General features: G+C 71.9%; 17 protein-coding genes and 4 pseudogenes. 13 read left to right on the forward strand and 8 right to left on the reverse strand.

Features of this window, described 5'->3' with window-relative positions; translation table 11 throughout:
- Nucleotides 1–11: 11 nt before the first annotated feature.
- Nucleotides 12–335: a plasmid stabilization protein gene (locus tag AC3ETA_RS34335; protein ID WP_432196801.1), complete on the forward strand. Its 324-nt coding sequence runs from the start codon at nt 12–14 to the stop codon at nt 333–335.
- A gap of 3 nt (nt 336–338) precedes the next feature.
- Here the strand turns inward: AC3ETA_RS34335 and AC3ETA_RS34340 are convergent.
- Nucleotides 339–634: pseudogene (locus AC3ETA_RS34340) on the reverse strand (YciI family protein).
- Between the two features lie 55 nt (nt 635–689).
- Here AC3ETA_RS34340 and AC3ETA_RS34345 point away from each other — a divergent pair.
- Nucleotides 690–1,379: an endonuclease V gene (locus AC3ETA_RS34345; protein ID WP_432196802.1), complete on the forward strand. Its 690-nt coding sequence runs from the start codon at nt 690–692 to the stop codon at nt 1,377–1,379.
- Nucleotides 1,380–1,464: 85 nt separating this feature from the next.
- Nucleotides 1,465–1,611 (forward strand): morphogenic membrane protein MmpA, encoded by a 147-nt coding sequence (gene mmpA, locus AC3ETA_RS34350; protein ID WP_432196803.1) that lies wholly within the window; start codon nt 1,465–1,467, stop codon nt 1,609–1,611.
- 4 nt (nt 1,612–1,615) lie between these two features.
- Here the strand turns inward: mmpA and AC3ETA_RS34355 are convergent, their stop codons facing one another.
- Complete coding sequence (locus AC3ETA_RS34355; RefSeq protein WP_432196804.1) at nt 1,616–2,794, reverse strand: saccharopine dehydrogenase family protein; 1,179 nt, start codon at nt 2,792–2,794, stop codon at nt 1,616–1,618.
- Nucleotides 2,795–2,885: 91 nt separating this feature from the next.
- On the opposite strand from AC3ETA_RS34355, the pseudogene AC3ETA_RS34360 reads away from it, so the two are divergent.
- From AC3ETA_RS34360 to AC3ETA_RS34390, 7 genes and pseudogenes are all read left to right on the forward strand, one after another.
- Nucleotides 2,886–3,198 (forward strand): annotated as a pseudogene (locus AC3ETA_RS34360) (MmcQ/YjbR family DNA-binding protein).
- Between the two features lie 127 nt (nt 3,199–3,325).
- Entirely contained in the window at nt 3,326–4,474 is a 1,149-nt protein-coding gene (locus AC3ETA_RS34365) for a CaiB/BaiF CoA transferase family protein (RefSeq protein ID WP_432196805.1), read from the forward strand.
- The gene (locus tag AC3ETA_RS34370; RefSeq protein ID WP_432196806.1) at nt 4,471–5,613 is read left to right on the forward strand and encodes an acyl-CoA dehydrogenase family protein; all 1,143 of its coding nucleotides are present in this window, start codon (nt 4,471–4,473) and stop codon (nt 5,611–5,613) included. The genes AC3ETA_RS34365 and AC3ETA_RS34370 overlap by 4 nt, the downstream gene beginning before the upstream one ends.
- A 21-nt stretch (nt 5,614–5,634) precedes the next feature.
- Complete coding sequence (locus AC3ETA_RS34375; RefSeq protein ID WP_432196807.1) at nt 5,635–6,849, forward strand: acetyl-CoA C-acetyltransferase; 1,215 nt, start codon at nt 5,635–5,637, stop codon at nt 6,847–6,849.
- Nucleotides 6,850–6,883: 34 nt separating this feature from the next.
- A complete protein-coding gene (locus tag AC3ETA_RS34380) occupies nt 6,884–9,058 on the forward strand; it encodes a 3-hydroxyacyl-CoA dehydrogenase NAD-binding domain-containing protein (protein ID WP_432196808.1) in 2,175 nt (724 codons plus the stop codon).
- Between the two features lie 117 nt (nt 9,059–9,175).
- A complete protein-coding gene (locus AC3ETA_RS34385; protein ID WP_432196809.1) occupies nt 9,176–10,804 on the forward strand; it encodes a thiamine pyrophosphate-binding protein in 1,629 nt (542 codons plus the stop codon).
- A gap of 59 nt (nt 10,805–10,863) precedes the next feature.
- Nucleotides 10,864–11,610: an IclR family transcriptional regulator gene (locus AC3ETA_RS34390; RefSeq protein ID WP_432196810.1), complete on the forward strand. Its 747-nt coding sequence runs from the start codon at nt 10,864–10,866 to the stop codon at nt 11,608–11,610.
- Nucleotides 11,611–11,960: 350 nt separating this feature from the next.
- On the opposite strand, the pseudogene AC3ETA_RS34395 reads toward AC3ETA_RS34390, so the two are convergent.
- The 4 genes and pseudogenes from AC3ETA_RS34395 to AC3ETA_RS34410 form a co-directional block, all read right to left on the reverse strand.
- Nucleotides 11,961–12,137: pseudogene (locus AC3ETA_RS34395) on the reverse strand (IclR family transcriptional regulator domain-containing protein); the annotation flags it as partial.
- Between the two features lie 46 nt (nt 12,138–12,183).
- Nucleotides 12,184–13,647: a sugar ABC transporter ATP-binding protein gene (locus AC3ETA_RS34400; protein WP_432196811.1), complete on the reverse strand. Its 1,464-nt coding sequence runs from the start codon at nt 13,645–13,647 to the stop codon at nt 12,184–12,186.
- 1 nt (nt 13,648) lies between these two features.
- The gene (locus AC3ETA_RS34405) at nt 13,649–14,701 is read right to left on the reverse strand and encodes a sugar ABC transporter substrate-binding protein (protein ID WP_432196834.1); all 1,053 of its coding nucleotides are present in this window, start codon (nt 14,699–14,701) and stop codon (nt 13,649–13,651) included.
- A gap of 14 nt (nt 14,702–14,715) precedes the next feature.
- On the reverse strand, nt 14,716–15,747 hold the full coding sequence (locus AC3ETA_RS34410; protein WP_432196812.1) for an ABC transporter permease: 1,032 nt from the start codon (nt 15,745–15,747) through the stop codon (nt 14,716–14,718).
- A gap of 164 nt (nt 15,748–15,911) precedes the next feature.
- Between AC3ETA_RS34410 and AC3ETA_RS34415 the strand changes: the two genes are divergently transcribed.
- Entirely contained in the window at nt 15,912–16,637 is a 726-nt protein-coding gene (locus AC3ETA_RS34415) for an SDR family NAD(P)-dependent oxidoreductase (RefSeq protein WP_432196813.1), read from the forward strand.
- Here the strand turns inward: AC3ETA_RS34415 and AC3ETA_RS34420 are convergent.
- Nucleotides 16,614–17,345, reverse strand: coding sequence for a MerR family transcriptional regulator (locus AC3ETA_RS34420; RefSeq protein ID WP_432196814.1), 732 nt, complete (start codon nt 17,343–17,345; stop codon nt 16,614–16,616). The genes AC3ETA_RS34415 and AC3ETA_RS34420 overlap by 24 nt on opposite strands.
- Before the next feature lie 141 nt (nt 17,346–17,486).
- Between AC3ETA_RS34420 and AC3ETA_RS34425 the strand changes: the two are divergent.
- Nucleotides 17,487–18,132 (forward strand): annotated as a pseudogene (locus tag AC3ETA_RS34425) (amino acid permease); the annotation flags it as partial.
- Between the two features lie 162 nt (nt 18,133–18,294).
- Complete coding sequence (locus tag AC3ETA_RS34430) at nt 18,295–19,197, forward strand: PfkB family carbohydrate kinase (RefSeq protein WP_432196835.1); 903 nt, start codon at nt 18,295–18,297, stop codon at nt 19,195–19,197.
- Between the two features lie 104 nt (nt 19,198–19,301).
- Here the strand turns inward: AC3ETA_RS34430 and AC3ETA_RS34435 are convergent, their stop codons facing one another.
- Nucleotides 19,302–20,789 (reverse strand): M1 family metallopeptidase, encoded by a 1,488-nt coding sequence (locus tag AC3ETA_RS34435; RefSeq protein ID WP_432196815.1) that lies wholly within the window; start codon nt 20,787–20,789, stop codon nt 19,302–19,304.
- Between the last annotated feature and the right edge of the window lies 1 nt (nt 20,790).

Genomic DNA, 20,790 nt, shown 5'->3' on the forward strand with positions numbered 1-20,790 from the left:
GAGTGATCCACATGCCGGCCGGTTCGAACCCGAAGCGGGAACGCCAGTACGAGCACATCAAGAAGAGCGCCCAGGACCGCGGTGAGAGCACCTCGCGCGCCGAGGAGATCGCCGCGCGGACGGTGAACAAGGAGCGTGCCCGGTCGGGCGAGTCGAGCACCGCCGGCCGTACGTCCACCCAGGACATGTCCTCCGGCAGGCGGGGCGGGCAGCGTTCCGGGAAGGGCTCGCGGGGGCCGACCTACGACCAGCTGTACGAAGAGGCCAAGCAGCGCAACATCCACGGGCGTTCGGACATGAACAAGGGCCGGCTCAAGCAGGCGCTGGGCAAGTGATACTCACCGGAGCGCCTCGCAGTACCGCTCCGGTTCCGGCGCCGTCTTGGTGGCGACGAACTCCGTGACGCGGTAGACGCAGACGCCCGCGCCGACGAACGGGTCGGACGCGGCGATCCGCTCGATGGCGGCGCGGTCCTGCGCGACGGCGAGGATCAGCCCGCCGTCGCGGGGGTGGTTCCGTCCGGAGGCGAGGAGTCCCCCTTCGCGTACTGCTCGTCGAGCCACGCCACATGGGCCTCCAGCACGGCGTCGACGTCCCCGAGCGGTGCGGTGCAGGTCGGCTCCAGCACGAACATGATCGCGAGCCTGCAGCGGGGCCCCTGCAGCGGGGCCCTTAGGCTCGTTGCCACCATGACGACCGTACGCATACCCGCGGGCTGGCCCGCGACCGAGGAGGAGGCCCGCGCCGTCCAGGACGAGCTGCGGGCGCGGGTGGTGCTCGACGAGCCGGGGCCACCGCCCGGATCCGGGCACGTGACCGGCGTGGACGTGGCCTACGACGACGAGCACGACGTGGTCGCGGCGGCGGCGGTCGTCCTCGACGCGGCGACCCTCGACGTCGTGGCCGAGGCCACGGCAGTCGGCCGGATCTCGTTCCCCTACGTCCCGGGTCTGCTCGCCTTCCGCGAGATCCCCACGGTGCTGGCCGCCCTCGACGCCCTTCCGTGCCCGCCCGGCCTGGTCGTCTGCGACGGCTACGGCCGGGCCCACCCCCGCCGCTTCGGCCTCGCCAGCCACCTCGGCGTCCTCACCGACCTGCCCACGATCGGCGTCGCCAAGAACCCCTTCAGCTTCACCTACGACGCCCCCGCCGCCCCCCGCGGCTCCTGGACCCCTCTCCTGGCAGCGGACGAGGAGGTCGGCCGGGCCCTGCGCACCAGCGACTCCGTCAAGCCGGTCTTCGTCTCGGCGGGCCACCGCGTGAGCCTCGCCAACGCCTGCGCCCATACGCTGGCGCTGACTCCGCGATACCGCTTGCCGGAGACCACACGCAGAGCGGACTCGCTGTGCCGGAAGGCGCTGAAGGAGGCGGCTCCCTGACGGGGCGGCACGGCGGGATCTGAGTACCGGGACTGAGTACCCGTACGGATGCCGCCGCCCCGCGGCGATCGGCAGGGTGGGGCGCATGACGACACACCGCTCCCCGAAGCCCCTCGCCGATCCCGACCGTCCCGTTGAGCGTGCCGTGACGGCTGCGCTGGTGGTGGCCACCCTGGCCGGGCTGGGGTGGATCGCGGGGATGATCTACACCATTGCCGGGTGGCCGCTGTAGAGGGTCAGCGGGTGGCGGCCACCCTGAAGGTGATGCCTGCCGTGCGCAGGCGTTCGATGAGGGTGTTGCCCATCGCGACGGCCGTGGTGACCTGGCCGGCTGTCGGGGGCAGTTCGTCGAAGGCGAGGCAGAGGGCGGACTCGGCGAACATCTTCGCCGTCTCGCCGTAGCCGGGGTCGCCTCCGGAGACCTCCGTGAAGACGCGCCTGCCGCCGCCCTCGCCGACGAAGCGGACCGAGAACCAGCTGCGTGCGCGCTTCTCCGGCCCCGGTCCCTCGCCGGGCTTGAGCCGGTCCGACAGCCAGCGCCGGGCCGGCGGCAGCTGGGCGGCCGAGAAGAGCGCGCCCATCGCCGCGACCCCGCCGACCGCGACGGGAAGGGTCCGTACGGCGGCGTAGTGGCGGTAGCGGAAGTCCGGACCGTAGCGGTCCAGGGCGCGCGCCGAGCGTTTGACGATCTGCGGGTCGATCGTGGGCAGCGGCAGCGCCCAGGCGCCCACCTCCCCCGCGAACCGGGGCGCCCCGGTCGGCGCCTGCGCCCTGCGCCCCATCAGACGCGGCTCGTGACGGGCCCGGTCGCGTGCGGCGGCGATCATCCGGCGCCCGCGCGCGAACTGGTTGAGCGCCGAGGCGAACGTACCGCCCGAGAAGGTGGCGTCGGCCGTCACGTACCCGTCCACCGCCAGCGGCACGTCCTGCGGCAGCTGCTGCACGGTGAAGTACGCGCCCAGGTCGTGCGGGATCGAGTCGAAGCCACAGGCGTGCACCAGCCGCGCACCCGTCTCACGCGCGCGTGCGTCGTGCCGGACGTACGTCAGGTCCACGAACTCCGGCTCACCGGAGAGGTCGAGGTAGTCGGCGCCGGTGTCCGCGCAGGCGGCGACGAGATCCCCGCCGTACTTCACATACGGGCCCACCGTCGTGGCCACCACGCGCGCCTGCTCGGCGAGCCGCCGCATCGAGGCCGGATCGGCGACGTCCGCCTCCAGCACCCCGACCCCCTCGCCGCCCGGCAGCGACTCGCGCAGCCGCTGAAGCTTCTCGGCGCTGCGCCCGGCGATCGCCCAGCGCAGGTCCTCGGGCGCGTTCTGCGCGAGGTACTCCGCGGTGAGTACCCCGACGAAGCCCGTCGCTCCGAAGAGCACGATGTCGTACGGACGGTCCGTCCTGCTCAGCCTGCTCATGACACCCCTCGGTCCCGCACCACGCGCCGTTGTCGGTGGCCGAGGCTAGCGTGAGGTGTGCGGAGCCCGACGACGAGCCCGGAGGTATGCGGTGGCCGTGCCCAGATCTGCCCTGAAGAAGTGGGAAAAAGCGCGCGAGTTCGCGCTCGGCATGCCCGGCGCGGTCGAGGCGACGCGGCGGAGCCGCATATCGAAACAGCCCGGGGCGAGACGGTCGTGAAGGTCAGCAAGAAGGTGTTCGTCTTCCTCGGCGTCAGCGACGGCAGCTGTCCGACGGGCGTCACCGTGAAGCTCAAGGGCGCGGCGGCCCACGCGCACGCCCTGACCTGCTGTGCGACTGGGGCGAGGAGAGCTACGGCACGATCGCGCCGAAGCGGCTGACAGTGGAGCTCGACGCGCGCTGATTGGCCGGTTGGGTTCGCGGTCAGGCTTCCGGCGAGTAACTTCCTAAGCGCTTGCTCTTGTGTCCGCCGGGACACTTTCTTAGCATCACCGGTGTTACAGCAGTAGTGTCAAACCCCTGGGGGCAGGATGGCGACGACGCCAGGACAGGGCCCGCTGACCGGCGTGCGCGTGGTCGAGCTGGCCGGGATCGGGCCAGGCCCGTTCGCCGCCATGCTCCTCGCCGACCTCGGCGCCGACGTCGTCCGCGTCGACCGGCCCGGCGGCACCGGGCTGGCCATCGACACCGAGTACGACATCACCAACCGCAACAAGCGCTCGGTGATCGTCGACCTGAAGTCCCCGGACGGCCCCGCGCGCGTCCTCGACCTCGCCGCCCGTGCCGACATCCTCATCGAGGGCTACCGCCCCGGCGTCGCCGAACGCCTCGGCGTCGGCCCCGAGGCCTGCCACGCCCGCAACCCGGCGCTGGTCTACGGCCGGATGACCGGCTGGGGCCAGGACGGACCGCTCGCCGAGCGCGCCGGCCACGACATCGCGTACATCGCGGTCACCGGCACCCTCGGCATGATCGGCGACCCCGACGAACCACCCGCCGTCCCCGCCAACCTGGTCGGCGACTACGCGGGCGGCGCCCTCTACCTCGTCGTCGGCGTCCTCGCCGCCCTGCACCACGCGCGCGCCACCGGCGCCGGACAGGTCGTCGACGCCGCGATCGTCGACGGCACCTCCCACCTCTCCGCGATGATCCACGGCATGCTCGCGGCCGGCGGCTGGCAGGACCGGCGCGGCGCCAACCTCCTGGACGGCGGCTGCCCGTACTACGGCACCTACGAGACCGCCGACGGCCGGTACATGGCGGTCGGCGCCCTGGAACCGCAGTTCTACGACGAGTTCCTCCGCCTGCTCGGCGTCGAGGACTTCGCCTCCGCCCGCAAGGACTTCTCCCGCTGGGGCGAGCTGCGCGACGCCGTCGCCGCCCGCTTCAAGTCCCGCACCAGGGACGAGTGGACGGCCGTCTTCGAGGACTCCGACGCCTGTGTGGCCCCCGTCCTGTCCCTGCGCGAGGCCCCGCGGCACCCGCACCTCGCCGCCCGCGGCACCTTCACCGACCACGGCGGCACCATCCAGCCCGCCCCGGCGCCCCGGTTCTCCGCGACCCCGACGGCCGTGCGGACGGGCCCGGCCCAGCCCGGCGCGGACACCGCCGACGTGGCGCGCGACTGGGACGTACCCGACCTTGCGAAGCACCAGCAACCCACGAAGGGCCCCGAATGAAGCGGCAGATCTTCGCCCCCGAGCACGACGCGTTCCGCGCGACCGTGCGCAGCTTCCTGGACCGGGAGGTGCTGCCGCACTACGAGCAGTGGGAGAAGGACGGCATCGTCTCCCGCGACGCCTGGCGCGCGGCCGGCAAGCAGGGCCTGCTCGGCTTCGCCGTGCCCGAGGAGTACGGAGGCGGCGGCACCGACGACTTCCGCTACAGCGCCGTCCTCGCCGAGGAGTTCACCCGCGCGGGCGCCCCGGGCCTCGCCCTCGGCCTGCACAACGACATCATCGGCCCCTATCTGACGAGCCTCGCCACCGACGAGCAGAAGCGCCGCTGGCTGCCCGGCTTCTGCGACGGCTCGGTCATCACCGCCATCGCCATGACCGAACCCGGTGCCGGCTCCGACCTCCAGGGCATCCGCACCCAGGCCGAGGACCACGGCGACCACTGGGTGCTGAACGGCTCCAAGACGTTCATCTCCAACGGCATCCTCGCCGACCTGGTGATCGTCGTGGCGAAGACCACGCCCGAGGGCGGCGCGCGCGGCCTTTCGCTGCTCGTCGTCGAGCGGGGCATGGAAGGCTTCGAACGCGGCCGCAACCTCGACAAGATCGGCCAGAAGTCGCAGGACACCGCCGAGCTGTTCTTCCACGACGTCAAGGTGCCCAAGGCCAACCTCCTCGGTGACCTCGACGGCGCCTTCGTGCACCTGATGACGAACCTCGCGCAGGAGCGCCTGAGCATCGCCGTCGCCGCGATCGCCGCCGCCGAGCACCTGCTGGAGATCACCACCGAGTACGTCAAGGAGCGCGAGGCGTTCGGACGGCCGCTGGCGACCAAGCAGCACATCCGCTTCGAGGTGGCCGAGATGGCCACCGAGTGCGCGGTCACCCGCACCTTCCTCGACCGCTGCATCGAGGACCACGCCAACGGGGAACTCGACGCCGTCCACGCCTCCATGGCCAAGTGGTGGGCGACCGAACTCCAAAAGCGCGTCGCCGACCGCTGTCTGCAACTGCACGGCGGCTACGGCTACATGAGCGAGTACCCCGTCGCCAAGGCCTTCACCGACGGCCGCATCCAGACCATCTACGGCGGGACGACCGAGATCATGAAGGAGATCATCGGTCGTTCCCTGCTCGGCTAACCCTCGTTGAAAGGCTTTCCAGTGAGCACCGAAGCGTATGTGTACGACGCGATCCGCACCCCGCGCGGCCGCGGCAAGGCGAACGGCTCCTTGCACGGCACCAAGCCCATCGACCTGGTCGTAGGACTCATCCACGAGATCCGTGACCGCTTCCCCGGCCTGGACCCGGCGGAGATCGACGACATCGTGCTCGGCGTCGTCGGCCCGGTCGGCGACCAGGGTTCCGACATCGCCCGTATCGCCGCCATCGCCGCCGGCCTGCCGGACACGGTCGCGGGCGTCCAGGAGAACCGCTTCTGTGCCTCCGGCCTGGAGGCCGTCAACATGGCCGCCGCCAAGGTCCGTTCGGGCTTCGAGGACCTCGTCCTCGCGGGCGGCGTCGAGTCGATGTCCCGGGTGCCGATGGCCTCCGACGGCGGCGCCTGGTTCAACGACCCGATGACCAACCTCGCCACCAACTTCGTGCCGCAGGGCATCGGCGCCGACCTCATCGCCACCATCGAGGGCTTCTCCCGCCGTGACGTCGACGAGTACGCGGCGCTCTCCCAGGAGCGGGCGGCCACGGCCTGGAAGGAGGGCCGCTTCGACCGGTCCGTCGTCCCGGTCAGGGACCGCAGCGGCCTGGTCGTCCTCGATCACGACGAGCACATGCGCCCCGGCACCACCGCCGACTCCCTCGCGGGGCTGAAGGCGTCCTTCGCGGACATCGGCGACCTGGGCGGCTTCGACGCCGTCGCGCTGCAGAAGTACCACTGGGTCGAGAAGATCGACCACGTCCACCACGCGGGCAACTCCTCCGGCATCGTCGACGGCGCCTCCCTGGTCGCCATCGGCAACAAGGAGGCCGGCGAGCGAGGCGGTCTCACCCCGCGCGCCCGGATCGTCTCCGCCGCCGTCTCCGGCTCCGAGCCCACCATCATGCTCACCGGCCCGGCGCCCGCCACCCGCAAGGCCCTGAAGAAGGCCGGCCTGACCATCGACGACATCGACCTCGTCGAGATCAACGAGGCGTTCGCGGCGGTCGTCCTGCGCTTCGTCAAGGACATGGGACTGTCCCTGGACAAGGTCAACGTCAACGGCGGCGCCATCGCGCTGGGCCACCCGCTCGGCGCGACCGGCGCCATGATCCTCGGCTCGCTCGTCGACGAGCTGGAGCGCCAGGACAAGCGGTACGGCCTCGCCACGCTCTGCGTCGGCGGCGGCATGGGCATCGCCACCATCGTCGAGCGCATCTGACCCCCTCCCGACGGATCACACGGAGCACCTCCACATGAGCACTGAATCCACCACCATCCGCTGGGAACAGGACCGCGACGGCGTCGTCACCCTCGTCCTGGACGACCCGAACCAGTCCGCGAACACCATGAACCAGGCGTTCCGCGACTCGCTCGCCGTGGTCACGGACCGGCTGGAGGCGGAGAAGGACACCATCCGCGGTGTCATCATCACCTCCGCCAAGAAGACCTTCTTCGCCGGCGGCGACCTGCGCGACCTCATCCGGGTCACCCCCGAGACCGCGCAGGACCTCTTCGAGGGCGGCATGGCCATCAAGCGCCAGCTGCGCCGCATCGAGACCCTGGGCAAGCCGGTCGTCGCCGCGATGAACGGCGCGGCCCTGGGCGGCGGCTACGAGATCGCCCTCGCCTGCCACCACCGCGTCGCCCTCGACGCGCCCGGCTCCAAGATCGGCTGCCCCGAGGTCACCCTCGGTCTCTTGCCGGGCGGCGGCGGCGTCGTCCGCACCGTCCGACTCCTCGGCATCGCCGACGCCCTGCTGAAGGTCCTCCTCCAGGGCACCCAGTACAACCCGCAGCGCGCCCTGCAGAACGGCCTGATCGACGACGTGGCCACCACGCAGGACGAACTGCTCGCCAAGGCACGCGCGTTCATCGAGGCCCACCCCGAGTCGCAGCAGCCCTGGGACAGGCCGGGCTACCGCATCCCCGGCGGCACGCCCGCCAACCCCAAGTTCGCCGCGAACCTGCCCGCCTTCCCGGCCAGCCTGCGCAAGCAGACTGCCGGTGCGCCCTACCCGGCTCCGCGCAACATCCTCGCGGCCGCCGTCGAGGGCTCCCAGGTCGACTTCGAGACCGCGCAGGTCATCGAGGCGCGCTACTTCGTGGAGCTGGCGGCGGGCCAGACCTCGAAGAACATGATCCAGGCGTTCTTCTTCGACCTCCAGGCCGTCAACTCCGGCGCGAACCGCCCGGGGGGCATCGAGCCCCGCAAGGTCCGCAAGGTCGCCGTCCTGGGCGCCGGCATGATGGGCGCCGGCATCGCCTACTCCTGCGCCCGCGCGGGCATCGACGTCGTCCTCAAGGACGTGTCGGCTGAGGCCGCCGCCAAGGGCAAGGCCTACTCGGAGAAGCTGTGCGCCAAGGCGGTCTCCCGGGGCCGTACGACGCAGGAGAAGGCCGACGCGCTGCTCGCCCGCATCACGCCGACCGGCGACCCGCAGGACGTGGCCGGCTGCGACGCGGTGATCGAGGCCGTCTTCGAGAACCCGGAGCTCAAGCACAAGGTCTTCCAGGAGATCCAGGGGATCGTCGAGCCGGACGCGCTGCTGTGCTCCAACACCTCGACCCTGCCGATCACCGTCCTCGCCGAAGGCGTGGAGCGCCAGGCCGACTTCATCGGACTGCACTTCTTCTCGCCCGTCGACAAGATGCCGCTCGTCGAGATCATCAAGGGCGCGCGGACCGGCGACGAGGCGCTGGCCCGCGCGTTCGACCTGGTCCGGCAGATCAACAAGACGCCGATCGTCGTCAACGACTCCCGCGGTTTCTTCACCTCACGCGTCATCGGCCACTTCATCAACGAGGGCGTGGCGATGGTCGGCGAGGGCATCGAGCCCGCGTCGGTCGAGCAGGCGGCGGCCCAGGCGGGCTACCCCGCCAAGGTCCTGTCCCTGATGGACGAACTCACGCTCACGCTGCCCCGCAAGATCCGCAACGAGTCCAAGCGGGCCGTGCAGGAGTCGGGCGGTACCTGGGCGGCGCACCCCGCCGAGGCCGTCATCGACCGCATGGTCGACGAGTTCGAGCGCCCCGGCCGCAGCGGCGGAGCCGGCTTCTACGACTACGACGAGAACGGCAAGCGGGCCGCCCTGTGGCCGGGCCTGCGCGAGCACTTCACCCGTGAGGGCGCGCAGATCCCGTTCCGCGACATGCAGGAACGCATGCTCTTCGCCGAGGCCCTGGACACGGTCCGGCTGCTGGAGGAGGGGGTCCTCACCTCCGTCGCCGACGCCAACATCGGCTCCGTCCTCGGCATCGGCTTCCCCGGCTGGACGGGCGGTGTCCTGCAGTACATCAACGGCTACGAGGGCGGAGTCGCCGGCTTCACGGCACGTGCACGTGAGCTGGCGCAGACGTACGGAGAGCGGTTCACGCCGCCCGCGCTGCTGGTGGAGAAGGCGCAGAACGGGGAGACCTTCGGCGACTGACGCCGCAGCGCCCCATACCGTTCAGCGACACGCCGACCTTGCTCCCCGGGGAACGGGGCACCGAAGCTGGCGGACGAACCGTCCTCCCGCACCGGTCCCCTTCCCCGAGGAGCCCCCATGGGATCCCGCCCCGCCCTCGCCCTGCTGGACATCCTGCGCGGCGAGGGCGTGGACCGCGTCTTCGGCAACCCCGGCACGACCGAACTGCCCTTCCTGGCAGCGCTGTCGGAGACCGCCGACGCGCCCGATTATGTCCTCGGCGTGCACGAGGGCGCCGTCGTGTCGATGGCCGACGGCTACGCGCGCGGCACCGGCCGCCCCGCGTTCGTCAGCCTGCACATCGCGGCGGGTCTCGCCAACGGCCTGATCGGCCTGCTCAACGCCCGCCGCTCCCGCACCCCGCTGGTGGTCACGGCCGGCCAGCAGGACCGCCGGCACCTCCAGCAGGACCCGATGCTCGCCGGCGACCTGACGGCCCTGGCGGCCCCTGCGGTCAAGGCGGCGTACGACCTCCGGCACGCCCATGACCTGCCGCTCGCCCTGCGCCGGGCCTTCGCGCTCGCCGTACGGCCGCCCGCCGGGCCGGTGTTCCTCTCCGTCCCCATGGACCTGCTCGCCGAGGACACCGAGATCGAGGTCCCGGCCCGCACCCCCGCACCCGCCCAGGGACCCGCCCCCGGTCTGGAACGCGCGGCCCTCCTGCTCGGCGACGCGGCCCGCCCGGCGATCGTCGCGGGCGACGGCGTGGGCCGCGAGGACGCGCTCGGCGCGCTCGTGCGCACGGCGGAGGCCTGCGGTGCGACCGTCTTTCACCAGCCGATGAGCGACGGCCTGAACTTCCCGACCACGCACCCCCTGTACGCCGGGATGCTGCCGCCGCGCCACGACGCCATCCGCTCCGCGCTCGCCGCCCACGACACCGTGCTCATCGCCGGCGCCCACGCCTTCACCCCGCACCACTACACTCCCGGCCCCGCGCTGCCGCCCGGCCTCACCGTCGTACAGCTCGACTCCGACCCGGAGGAGATCGGCCGCAACTTCCCTGCCGACGCCGGGCTCGTCGGCGCTCTCGGCCCCTCCCTGCACCGGCTCGCCACGCTGCTGGCGGACCGTGTCCCCGAGCACACCGCCAAGGGCCGCATCCGGCGCGCGGGCGAACGGCACGCCGTCGAGCGCGACCGCGCCGAGGCCGCCGCCCGCGCCGCCTACTCCCCGGCCCCGCTCGCCCCCTGGGCCGCCGCGCATGCCGTGGCCGCCGGCCTGCCGCCCGATGCCGTGGTCGTCGAAGAGGCCATCACCGTCGGCCTGTTGTTACGCCGCATGATGCGCCTGGAGCGATCCGGCAGCTACACCCACACCGTCGGCGGCGGACTCGGCTGGGGCATCGGCGCCGCCGTCGGCCGCGCACTCGCCGAACCCGGCCGGCCCGTGGTCGCCGTCCTCGGCGACGGCGGCGCCCTGTTCGGCCTCCAGGGTCTGTGGAGCGCGGCACGGCAGGCCGTTCCCGTGCTGTTCGTGGTGATGGGCAACGGCGCCTACCGCACCCTCCAGGACACCTACGAGGCGATGGGCGGCAAGGGCGTCTGCCCCGGCACCGACCTCGGGCAGCTGGACTTCACCCGTGCCGCCGGCTTCTTCGGCGTCGACGCGGTACGCGCCCGGAGCGCGGCCCACCTGCGCGAACTGGTAGGCGGCGCGGGCCGCTTGAGCGGACCGCTGCTGGTCGACGTACCGCTGCGCGCGTGACGGCGACTCACAGGCACCCGCACCTTGTCACCGCACCCCCGAGCCCCCACCATCGGTCCATGACGGACGGCCCGCTGCCCAAGTCCGTGCTCGCGCGCGGCGCCCTGCTGCTGCGCGCCTGCGGTGGCTCCGACACCGCCCTCACCCTCGCCGAACTCGCCCTGCGCACCGGGCTGCCCAAGCCGACCGCGCACCGACTGATCGGGGAGCTGGTCCGGCTCGGCCTCGTCGAGCGCACACCCGAGGGCACCTACCGCATCGGGCTCGGCCTCTTCGTCCTCGGCCAGTCGGCGCCGTCCGTGCGCGAGCTGTGCGACGCCGCGCTGCCCTACCTCGGAGACCTGCACGACGCCACCCAGGAGAACGTGCACCTGGCCGTCCCCGACGGCACCGACACCCTGTTCCTGGAGAAGGTCACCGGCCGCCGTGCCACGCCCATCGTGTCCCGCACCGGGGGCCGGCTGCCCGCCCACTGCACCGCCACCGGCAAGGTGTTCCTCGCCCTCGCCGAGGACCGCCGTCCACCGCACCGCGCCCTGCCCCGCCTCACCCCGCGCACCCTCGTCCTGCCCGGCCAGCTCGCCCGCGACCTGGCGTTGACCCGGGCCCGCGGCTTCGGCGTCAACCTGGAGGAGGCCGAGGTCGGCGTCTCGGCCGTGGCCGCCCCGGTCTACGCGCGCGGCCGTGACTCCCGCCCCATCGCCGCGATCTCCGTCACCGGCGGCACCCGCCGGCTCGACGTGGACCGCATCGGCGCCCGGGTGTGCGCGGCGGCACGGGCACTGACCCGGGCGCTGTCGGCCTGAGCGGGGATCACGCGTTCAGTCGGAGTGGCCGCCGCCGGGTCCGCACTCTCCGCCGGTGTCTCGGCGGGCACCGCCAACGCCGCGTCGGGCCGGGACCTCCAGTACACCCAGGGCGCCCCGCGGGCGTGCACGCCTGGGGCACCGTCAGCCTGTCCGGCGGGCGGTACTACGCCAAGGTGAACGTCCGCGACACCAACGCCGACGCGCACGGCGCCCGGATGTACCTGCGGGCGACCGACCAGGACGGGTGGGGCGGGGATACCGGACCGAGGTCCCTCTCCGCCTCGGGATCGGGCACCGAGAACGGCTGCATCTGGAACTTCGACGACACCGTGTCCTGGTTCGAGGCCGAGGAACACCTTGCCGGTGGCGGTGCAGTGGGCGGGCAGCCGGCCCCCGGTGCGGGACACGATGGGCGTGGCACGGCGGCCGGTGACCTTCTCCAGGAACAGGGTGTCGGTGCCGTCGGGGACGGCCAGGTGCACGTTCTCCTGGGTGGCGTCGTGCAGGTCTCCGAGATAGGGCAGCGCGTGACGCCGTCGCCACTGACGACACGTGCGGGGCCCGTCCGCCTCAGCCGCGACCCGGCCGCTGCATCGCGACCGCCAGCGAGCGCTCCGTCAGCCGGCTCCCGCTCACCTCACCGATGACCTGCCCGCGCACGAACACCAGCACCCGGTCGCAGACCTCCGTCAGCTCCGCGAGATCCGTCGAGGCGATCAGCACGGCCGCCCCACCCGCCGCCAGCTCGCCGATGATGCGGTGCATCTCGCCCCGCACGCCGACGTCCACGCCCCGCGTCGGATCGTCCAGCACCACGATCCTGGGCTCGGTCGCCAGCCATTTGGCGAAGACGACCTTCTGCTGGTTGCCGCCGGACAACCGGGCCACCACGTCGTACGGGCCGCCGCGCAGCCGGAGCCGCTCCGTCAACTCGGCCGTACGACGCACGAGTTCGGCCCGTGACGGCATGACGCCCCCACGCCCCGGGCCCAGCCAGCTCACCGCGGTGACGTTCTCCCACACCATGCGGTCCGTCATCAGCCCGTACCGTTTGCGGTCGCTCGGCACGAAAGCGACGCCCGCGCGGATCGCGTCCCGCAGCGAGTGCGGCAGACCACGGCCGCCGACGTCCACCCGGCCCGCCGAGACGGCCGTACGGCCGCACACCACCTCCAGCGCGTCGAGATGCCCGGCACCCTGCAGCCCGGCGACCCCCACCACCTCGCCGGCCCGCACCGTGAACGTCACGTCCGCCAGCCTGCCCTCCACGCTCACCTGCGACAGTGCCACCGGCGGCGCCGCATCGACCACGGTCCGGGCCCGGCGCTCCGGCTGCTCGGGACGGCCGCCGAGCATCGTGGCCACCAGCTCGGGCACGTCGACCTCCTGCCGGCGCACCCCCGCCAGCGCGACCCGCCCGTCGCGCAGGACCGTGACCCGGTGCGCGAACCGCATCACCTCGGCCAGGAAATGGGTGACGTACAGGACGGCGATCCCGCGTCCGGTGAGGGCGTGCAGGACCCGTTCGAGCCGGTCGACGGCGGCGGCCGGGAGCGCCGAGGTCGGCTCGTCGAGGACGAGGAGCCCGGGGTCGCGCAGCAGAGCCCGGGTGATCTCCGTCAACTGCTGGTCGGCGAGCGGGAGTTCATCCAGCCGTGCATCGAGGTCGACGTCGAGCCCCAGCTCGTCGAGGACGGGCCGGGCCGCCCGGTCCATGGCGGCGCGGTCGAGCAGGCCGTGCCGGCGCGGTGGCCGGTGCGGGAAGAGGTTCTCCCGCACCGTGAGGTCCGGGAAGAGACTCAACTCCTGTGACACCACGCCGATCCGGGTCCCCGGGGCCGTGCGCACGGCACCCGCGTCCGCCGCCCGCGTCCCCGACAGGATCCGCACCAGCGTCGACTTGCCCGCGCCGTTCTCCCCGACCAGCGCGTGCACCTCACCGCCCCGCAGCCGGATGCCGGCCCCGTCCAGCGCCCGTACACCGCCGTAGGACTTGACCAGCCCCTGCGCCACGAGGACGTCGTCGTATGTCATCTCAGCGGGCGTCCCCGAGCGGGTGCATGTTGCCCGCCCGGTCGCCGAGCAGCTCGTCGATCGCCGGCCGGTACCAGTCGTAGGCCGCCTTCGCCGATTTCTGCCGGGCGATGATCTCGTCGATGTTGCCGGAGTCGACGACGCCGCCGGGGGAGAGGAACCAGCCGTCGGGCAGCTTGCCGTCCTTCTCGCGCACCGACTCGATCAGCATCGCCGTGGACAGGTAGCCCTTGAGGAAGTGCTGCGGGTCGATGGTGACGAAGTTCGAGCCGTCCTCGACCGCTTCGAGCGTCTTGGGATCGACATCGAAACCGGCGGTCAGCCACTTCCCGCCCTTCGCCTTCTTGATCTTGGCGAGGTTGTAGCTGTCGGCGTCACCGACGCCGAGGAAGGCGAGCGCGTCCGGGTGCGCGTTCACCTGCGCCGACCAGGAGCTGTGGTTCTGCCCGGGATCGCTGTACGTCTGGAAGGGGCCGAGTACCTTCACGCCCGGCGCCTCCTTCGCGAAGGTGTCGGCGATCCCCTTGGCCCGGCTGTCCAGTACGGGCGTGCCGGGGTTGGGCACGCCGATGACGATCTCGCCCTCCGGGTCGTCGCCGAGCCGCTTCAGGGCCTCCTTCGCCATGAGCTCGCCGAGCGCGTGGTTGTCGTTGCCGACGTAGAAGGTGACCTTGCTGCCCTCGGTGGGCGCGGTGTCCAGGGCGACGATCGGGATGCCCCGGTCGACGGCCCGGGCGGCGGGGCGCGTGAAGATCGGCGGGTCCAGGTTCTCCAGGACGATGCCGTCCTTGGCGCGGGTCGTGAGGTTCTGGAACAACTGCACCTCGGCCGGTCCGTCGGTGTTGGGCGGGCCGACGGCCTTGAAGTCGACGTCGCCCGCGTTCTCGGCGGCGCTCTGCGCGCCCAGCACCATCTCGTGGGCGAAGTTCAGGGAGATGTTGGCGACGGCGATGCCCATGTCCAGCCGGTCGCCCTCGCCGGGGCCGCTGTCGCCGCAGCCGACGGCGGTGAGCAGCACCAGCGCGGCGGCCACCGTACGGAATCGGGGTTGCATCACGGCCTCCAGGCTCATTCGCGACGGCGTCCGCTGCGGCGCAGGGCGCTGTCCGCCGCGACCGCGACGAGGATCACCCCGCCGGTCGCGAACGACGTCCAGTTGATGGGGACTTCGAAGAACACGAGTCCGGCGGCCACGACCGAGAGGATCATCGCGCCGGCCACCGCACCGACCACCGAGCCGCGTCCGCCGGCCAGCGGGGTGCCGCCGATGATGCACGCGGCGATGGCCTGCAATTCGTAGCCCTGGCCCAGGGTGGGGTCGCCGGCGCCGTAGAAGGCGAGGGCGAGCGCGGCGGCGCAGGCGGTGGTGAACCCGGACAGCGCCAGTGCCTGGATCCGGGTGCGGACGACGGGGATGCCGCTGAACGCGGCGGCGTCCGGATTGGACCCGATCGCCCGCACCCGTGCCCCGAACCGGGTGCGGGCCAGCACCACGGCGAGCACGACGACCACCGTCAGCAGCACCCACAGGGCGAACGGCACCCCGCCGGGATCGCCGCCCGCGAAGGTGAAGAACGAGTCGTCCAGCGGCAGATCGGTGATCTGCCTGCCGTCGGCGAGCGCCAGCCCGACGCCCCGGTACAGCATCAGCGTGCCCAGGGTGACGATGAACGACGGCAGCGCGAGCAGCGTGGTGACCAGCGCGTTGAACACGCCCAGCACGATCCCGGTGAGCAGGACCACCGGCACGGCCAGCCAGGGCGGCACGCCCTCGCGCACCAGCAGCGCCCCGACGACCAGGCACATCGCATAGCCGCCGCCCACCGACAGGTCGACCTCGCGCATGGCGAGCGCGAACACCATCCCGCACGCCATCAAGGAGATGTAGACCGAGTTGTGCGCGGTGGAGAGCAGGTTGCCGCTGTCGAGGAAGTCCGGGTACGGAATGCCGATCCCGGCCACGAGCAGCGCCAGCACCAGCAGCACACCGAGCTCGTCCCGCCCCGGCCCGCGCCGACCCGGCCACTGTTTCCGGCCGTCCCTCTCACGGGCGCGCGGGGCGTGCGAGGCGTCGTCCACGGCACGCTCGGTATCGGTCATCGGGCACGGCTCCCGTACGTACGGCCTGCGCCGGGGCGGCGTCGGCGGTGGCGCTGAGGCGTCGTCCCGCAGCGTCGGCCCGGCCGGGCCGGGCGGCAACAACGGCGTTCCGGCGAGTGGAATGCGCCCTTGCCCGACCGCTGACGGGTCATCACACTCGCCCCATGGAGACGCGTACCGCCCTGGTGACCGGAGCGGCACAGGGCCTCGGACAGGAGTTCGCCGTCGCGCTCGCGGGGCGCGGCTACCGGGTCGCCGGCCTGGACCTCGTCCCCCAGCCGGAGACCGCGGGAAGGATTCTCGACTACGTGGAACTGACTGCCGACGTCACCGACGAGACCCAGGTCCGACGCGGCCTGGAGCGTGTCATCGACCGCTTCGGCACGCTGCACGTCGTCGTCAACAACGCGGGCGTGTACCCGGCGAAGCCCTTCGAGGAGACCTCGGTCGAGGAGTGGCGCTGCATCATGCGCGTCAACCTGGAGGCGCCGTTCCTGGTGACCCGCGTCGCGCTGCCCTACCTGAAAGCCGCCGGGTGGGGCCGTGTCGTCAACATCGCCTCGGCGGCCGTCCTCACCGCACCGCCCACGATGGTCCCGTACGTCGCCTCGAAGATGGGCCTGATCGGCTTCACCCGGGCACTCGCGGCGGCCCTCGCGCCGAGCGGCATCACGGTCAACGCGATCGCGCCGAGCATGGTCCGCACGGCGACGGCCGAGCGCACGGTGGGCGCGGGCGGCGGCTTCGAGTCGGTCCGCGAGCGGCAGGCCGTGCCCCGGACCCAGGAGCCGTCCGACCTGGTGTCGACGCTGCTCTACGTCGTCGACGAGGGCAGCGGCTTCCTCACCGGGCAGACGCTCAACGTGTCAGGCGGATCCGCGTTCCTCTGAGCCGCCGCCCAGCCACTGCCGCAGCTCCTCGCGCAGGGATCGCTGAAAGGTCGTCAGCAGGGCCTGCACGATGACGGGTTGCATGTAGGCGGACAGCGACTTCACGTCCTGCGCGTCGCGTTCCGACACCTCGCCGCGGAAGAGCTGCGACAGCTCGTGCGCCGCCGCCCGCGAGTGCTCGATGAGGACCGTGCGTGACGCGAGGATCGCGTCCTGGGAGAGCGGTACGTCCAGCAGCCCGACGCCGAGCCGCAGCAGCCCCAGGTCCACGCGGTACTCGCCGTCGCCCTGACCGGCCTCGACCACGCCCATCGCGGCCAGCCGCTCCAGGTCGTCGTCGCCGAGGGCGCGCCCCGCCCGCCGCTCAAGCTCCTCCCGCGACACCGTCTCCACGGTCTCCGGCGCCCAGGAAGCCACCACCGCCCGGTGCAGGGCGAGATCGTGGGCGTCCAGATCGGGCGGCAGCTGCTGGAGATACCGCTCGATCGCCGCCAGCGTCATGCCCTGCTGCTGAAGCTCCTCGATGAGCGCCAGCCGGGCCAGGTGCTCGCGCCCGTAGTGCCCCACCCGGCGCGGGCCGATCACCGGCGGCGGCAGCAGGCCCTTGGTGCCGTAGAACCGCACCGTGCGGACCGTCGTCCCGGCGCGCGCGGCCAGTTCGTCGATCGTGAGGGTGGGCTGGGTCGGTTCCTCGGTGCCGGTCGTCATGTGCAGCAGTATCGCTGTCTCACCACTGCTGTGACACCTGCCGGGACCAGTGGGACGGCTGTGTGAGAAGTAATGCTCTGTGACGCAGGCCATCGCATGAGGCGCGTCCCATGGGGGAAGGCGGCCCCTTGGACTGTGCCTGTCCTGTACCGCCCCTCGTCCGGCTCGTTCGTGTCGTACGCGCGTGAGTTCCTCGGTGAGAAGGGTGCCTATGTCGCCGGCTGGATGTACTTCCTGAACTGGTCGACGACCGGCATCGCCGACATCACCGCGATCGCGCTCTACACGCACCACTGGAGCCTGTTCACCGACATCCCGCAGTGGGTGCTGGCCCTCATCGCGCTCGCGGTCGTGCCGGCCGTGAACCTGATCTCGGTGAAGATCTTCGGCGAGATGGAGTTCTGGTTCGCGATCATCAAGGTCGCCACGCTCGTCGGCTTCATGTGCGTCGGCATCTTCCTTCGAGATCGTGCTGAACGTGGCGTCCCTCGGCATCATCTCCACCTGGGTGATCATCATGGTCTGCCACCTGATCTCCGTCCGCCGCGCCAGGGCCGGCCTGCTGGACCGCCCGTCCTTCCGCCTCCCCGGCAGCCCGGTCACCGAGACAGCCACGATCGTCTTCCTGCTCGCCTGCCTCGGCATGATGTGGAACGACCCCGAGGTCGGCCGCAAGACCCTCCTCCTCATCCCGGTGATCGCCGCGATGCCGGTCACCGGCTGGTACGCCGCCCGCCGCCGCGTGAACCGCACGGAGGACCAGGAACTGGCCGAGCTCACGCAGTAGCCCCGGCGGCGGATGCGCCCCAAAGGGGCGCGGGGAACTGCGCGACCGGCCACGTGCGACCATCACGTGACCACCAACCGGGTGGACCGCGGCGAGACGGCCCGCTCCTTCAGCGGGGCGTCCCGTCGCCGTGACGGTCTACGACCATGGGGAGGGCCGGAGTTGAGCCGCGACATCGACGTGCTCGTGCTGGGCGGGGCGGGCGTCGACACCATCGTGTACGTGCCGCAGCTGCCGTTGCCGTACGCCGACAGCTACATGATCGATTCGGGCATCCGCACCCGCGCCGGGCAGACCGGCGACTTCGTCGCCCTGGGCCTGACCGCGCTCGGCCTGCGGGTCCACCACCTCGACATGCTCGGCGACGACCCCGAGGGCGACCTGGTCCGTGCCCTGCACCGCGAGAAGGGCATCGCCCTGACCGCGATCCCGCAGCCCGCGGGGACGAAGCGGGCCGTCAACCTCGTGAGCCCCGACGGCAGAAGGCTGTCGCTGTACGACACCAGCCGCGGCCACGCCGACGACCGTCTCCCGGAGGCGACGGTGCGGGCCCTGGCCGGCGCGAGCCGCCACGTCCACGTCGCCATCACCCAGCCCTGCGCCCACGCCCTGCCCCTCCTGCGCGAGTCGGGCGCGACGCTCTCCACCGACCTGCACGACTGGGACGGCGAGAACCCGTACCACGAGCCCTTCGCGCAGGCCGCGGACGTGGTCTTCCTGTCCGCCACCGCCCTTGCCGACCCCGAGCGCACGATGCGCCGCATCGCCGACCGGGGCCGGGCCGAGGTGGTCGTGGCCACGGCGGGCGCGAAGGGCGCGTACCTCCTGGCCGACGACGAGCTGACCCACGTGCCGGCGGCGACCCCGCCCGCGCCGGTGGTGGACTCCAACGGCGCGGGCGACGCCTTCGCCGCCGCGTTCCTCTACGCCTGGCTCAACCGGGAGACCCCGGCCCGCAGCACCCTGTACGGCACGATCGCGGGCGCCCACGCCTGCACGATCCCGTCGACAGAAACGAACGCGATGGACCTCAAGGCACTACTCCGGCTCACCGCAACCCCCTGAGGGGCGCGGGGCTGTATCGATATGCGGCTCCGCCGCGTGGGCGCGATCGACCACAACGCACCCGCGGTCGCCCGACGACACAACACGGCACCTGCAGTGGCGACTCAATGCTCGTGCACACCATTGGTCGCAGCAATCTTCTTCCACGACTTCGGCTGCACCACCCCCGACTTGGCGATGGACGCACTCCGCGCCGTGCCCGCCGTCGGCTTCGACGGCTGGAACAGCCACGTGTCGAACAGCGCGGCCAGCGGCTTGCCCGACACCTCCTCCGCGTACCGCACGAAGTCGGCCACCGAGGCGTTGCCATAGGCGTACTTCTGCGGCCACCCCTTCAGAATCGCGAAGAACGCGTCGTCCCCGATCTCGTTGCGCAACGCCTGAAGCGCCAGCGCCCCCCGGTCGTAGACGGCGATGTGGAACTGGTTGGCCGGCCCCGGGTCCCCGGGCTCGACCGACCAGAACGCGTCGCCGGCCGCCCGCGACGCGTACACGTGGTCGGCGATCTCCTGCGCCGTCCCCTCACCCTCGTGCTCGGACCACAGCCACTGCGCGTACCGCGCGAAGCCCTCGTTGATCCAGATGTCCTTCCACTTCTTCACGGACACCAGGTCGCCCCACCACTGGTGGGCCAGCTCATGCACGACGACGGAGGTGTTCGACCCGTTCGCGAAGTTCGAAGGGCTGTAGAACGGCCGGGTCTGCGTCTCCAGCGCGTACCCGGTGTTCGTGTTCGGCACATACCCGCCGAGCGCGTTGTACGGATACGGCCCGAAGTACTCGCTCAGCCAGTCGGCGATCTCACCGGTCCGCTCGATGCTCGCCCGCGCCGCCCCGGTCCGCTCGCCGAGATCCTTGCTGTAGGCGTTGATGACCGGAATTCCACTCTCGGACGTCCCCGTGGTGATGTCGAAGCGGCCCGCCGCGAACGTGGCCAGATAGGTGGCCTGCGGCTTGTTGGAACGCCAGTTGTAACGGGTCCATCCCGCCCGCGAACTCGTCGACTGCAGCGTCCCGTTGGAGATGAACTGCGTACCGTTCGGCACCTGCACCGACACGTCGTACGTCGCCTTGTCGAGCGGGTGGTCGTTGCTCGGGAACCACCACCACGCCCCCTCGGGCTCACCCGCGGCGACACCGCCGTCCGACGTGCGCAGCCACGCGTTGAAGCCGTACGCCTCCTTCGTCGACGGCACCCCGCGGTAGCGCACGACGACGGTGACGGACGTGTCCTCGGCCAGCGCCTTGTTCGGCGTGATCTCCAGCTCGTGCTCGCCCGAGGTCGTGAACGACGCCTTCGCACCGTTCACCCGCACCTCGCTGACGTCCAGCAGGAAGTCCAGGTTGAACCGGGAGAGGTCCTGCGTGGTCTTCGCCAGCAGCGTCGCCGTGCCCTCCAGCTCGTCCGTGGCCGGCTGGTACTTCAGCCGGAGGTCGTAGTGGGAGACGTCGTAGCCGCCGTTGCCGTAGGCCGGGTAGTAGGGGTCGCCGATGCCCGGGGCTCCGGGGGAGACGCTCGCCGCCGACGCCGGGATCGCCAGCATCAGCGAGGCAGCAGCCAGTGCGCCCGGCGCCATGATTCTGCGGTGCACG

It is taken from the genome of Streptomyces sp. bgisy027, assembly GCF_057710365.1.

Excerpts from the sequence above, each read along its gene's own strand:
- AC3ETA_RS34365 (WP_432196805.1), top strand. The coding sequence starts at position 3,326 with ATGGCGACGACGCCAGGACAGGGCCCGCTGACCGGCGTGCGCGTGGTC.
- AC3ETA_RS34400 (WP_432196811.1), bottom strand. The coding sequence starts at position 13,647 with ATGACATACGACGACGTCCTCGTGGCGCAGGGGCTGGTCAAGTCCTAC.
- AC3ETA_RS34355 (WP_432196804.1), bottom strand. The coding sequence starts at position 2,794 with ATGAGCAGGCTGAGCAGGACGGACCGTCCGTACGACATCGTGCTCTTC.
- AC3ETA_RS34345 (WP_432196802.1), top strand. The coding sequence starts at position 690 with ATGACGACCGTACGCATACCCGCGGGCTGGCCCGCGACCGAGGAGGAG.
- AC3ETA_RS34390 (WP_432196810.1), top strand. The coding sequence starts at position 10,864 with ATGACGGACGGCCCGCTGCCCAAGTCCGTGCTCGCGCGCGGCGCCCTG.
- AC3ETA_RS34410 (WP_432196812.1), bottom strand. The coding sequence starts at position 15,747 with ATGACCGATACCGAGCGTGCCGTGGACGACGCCTCGCACGCCCCGCGC.
- AC3ETA_RS34415 (WP_432196813.1), top strand. The coding sequence starts at position 15,912 with ATGGAGACGCGTACCGCCCTGGTGACCGGAGCGGCACAGGGCCTCGGA.
- AC3ETA_RS34385 (WP_432196809.1), top strand. The coding sequence starts at position 9,176 with ATGGGATCCCGCCCCGCCCTCGCCCTGCTGGACATCCTGCGCGGCGAG.
- AC3ETA_RS34370 (WP_432196806.1), top strand. The coding sequence starts at position 4,471 with ATGAAGCGGCAGATCTTCGCCCCCGAGCACGACGCGTTCCGCGCGACC.
- AC3ETA_RS34405 (WP_432196834.1), bottom strand. The coding sequence starts at position 14,701 with ATGCAACCCCGATTCCGTACGGTGGCCGCCGCGCTGGTGCTGCTCACC.
- AC3ETA_RS34420 (WP_432196814.1), bottom strand. The coding sequence starts at position 17,345 with ATGACGACCGGCACCGAGGAACCGACCCAGCCCACCCTCACGATCGAC.
- AC3ETA_RS34335 (WP_432196801.1), top strand. The coding sequence starts at position 12 with ATGCCGGCCGGTTCGAACCCGAAGCGGGAACGCCAGTACGAGCACATC.
- mmpA (WP_432196803.1), top strand. The coding sequence starts at position 1,465 with ATGACGACACACCGCTCCCCGAAGCCCCTCGCCGATCCCGACCGTCCC.
- AC3ETA_RS34380 (WP_432196808.1), top strand. The coding sequence starts at position 6,884 with ATGAGCACTGAATCCACCACCATCCGCTGGGAACAGGACCGCGACGGC.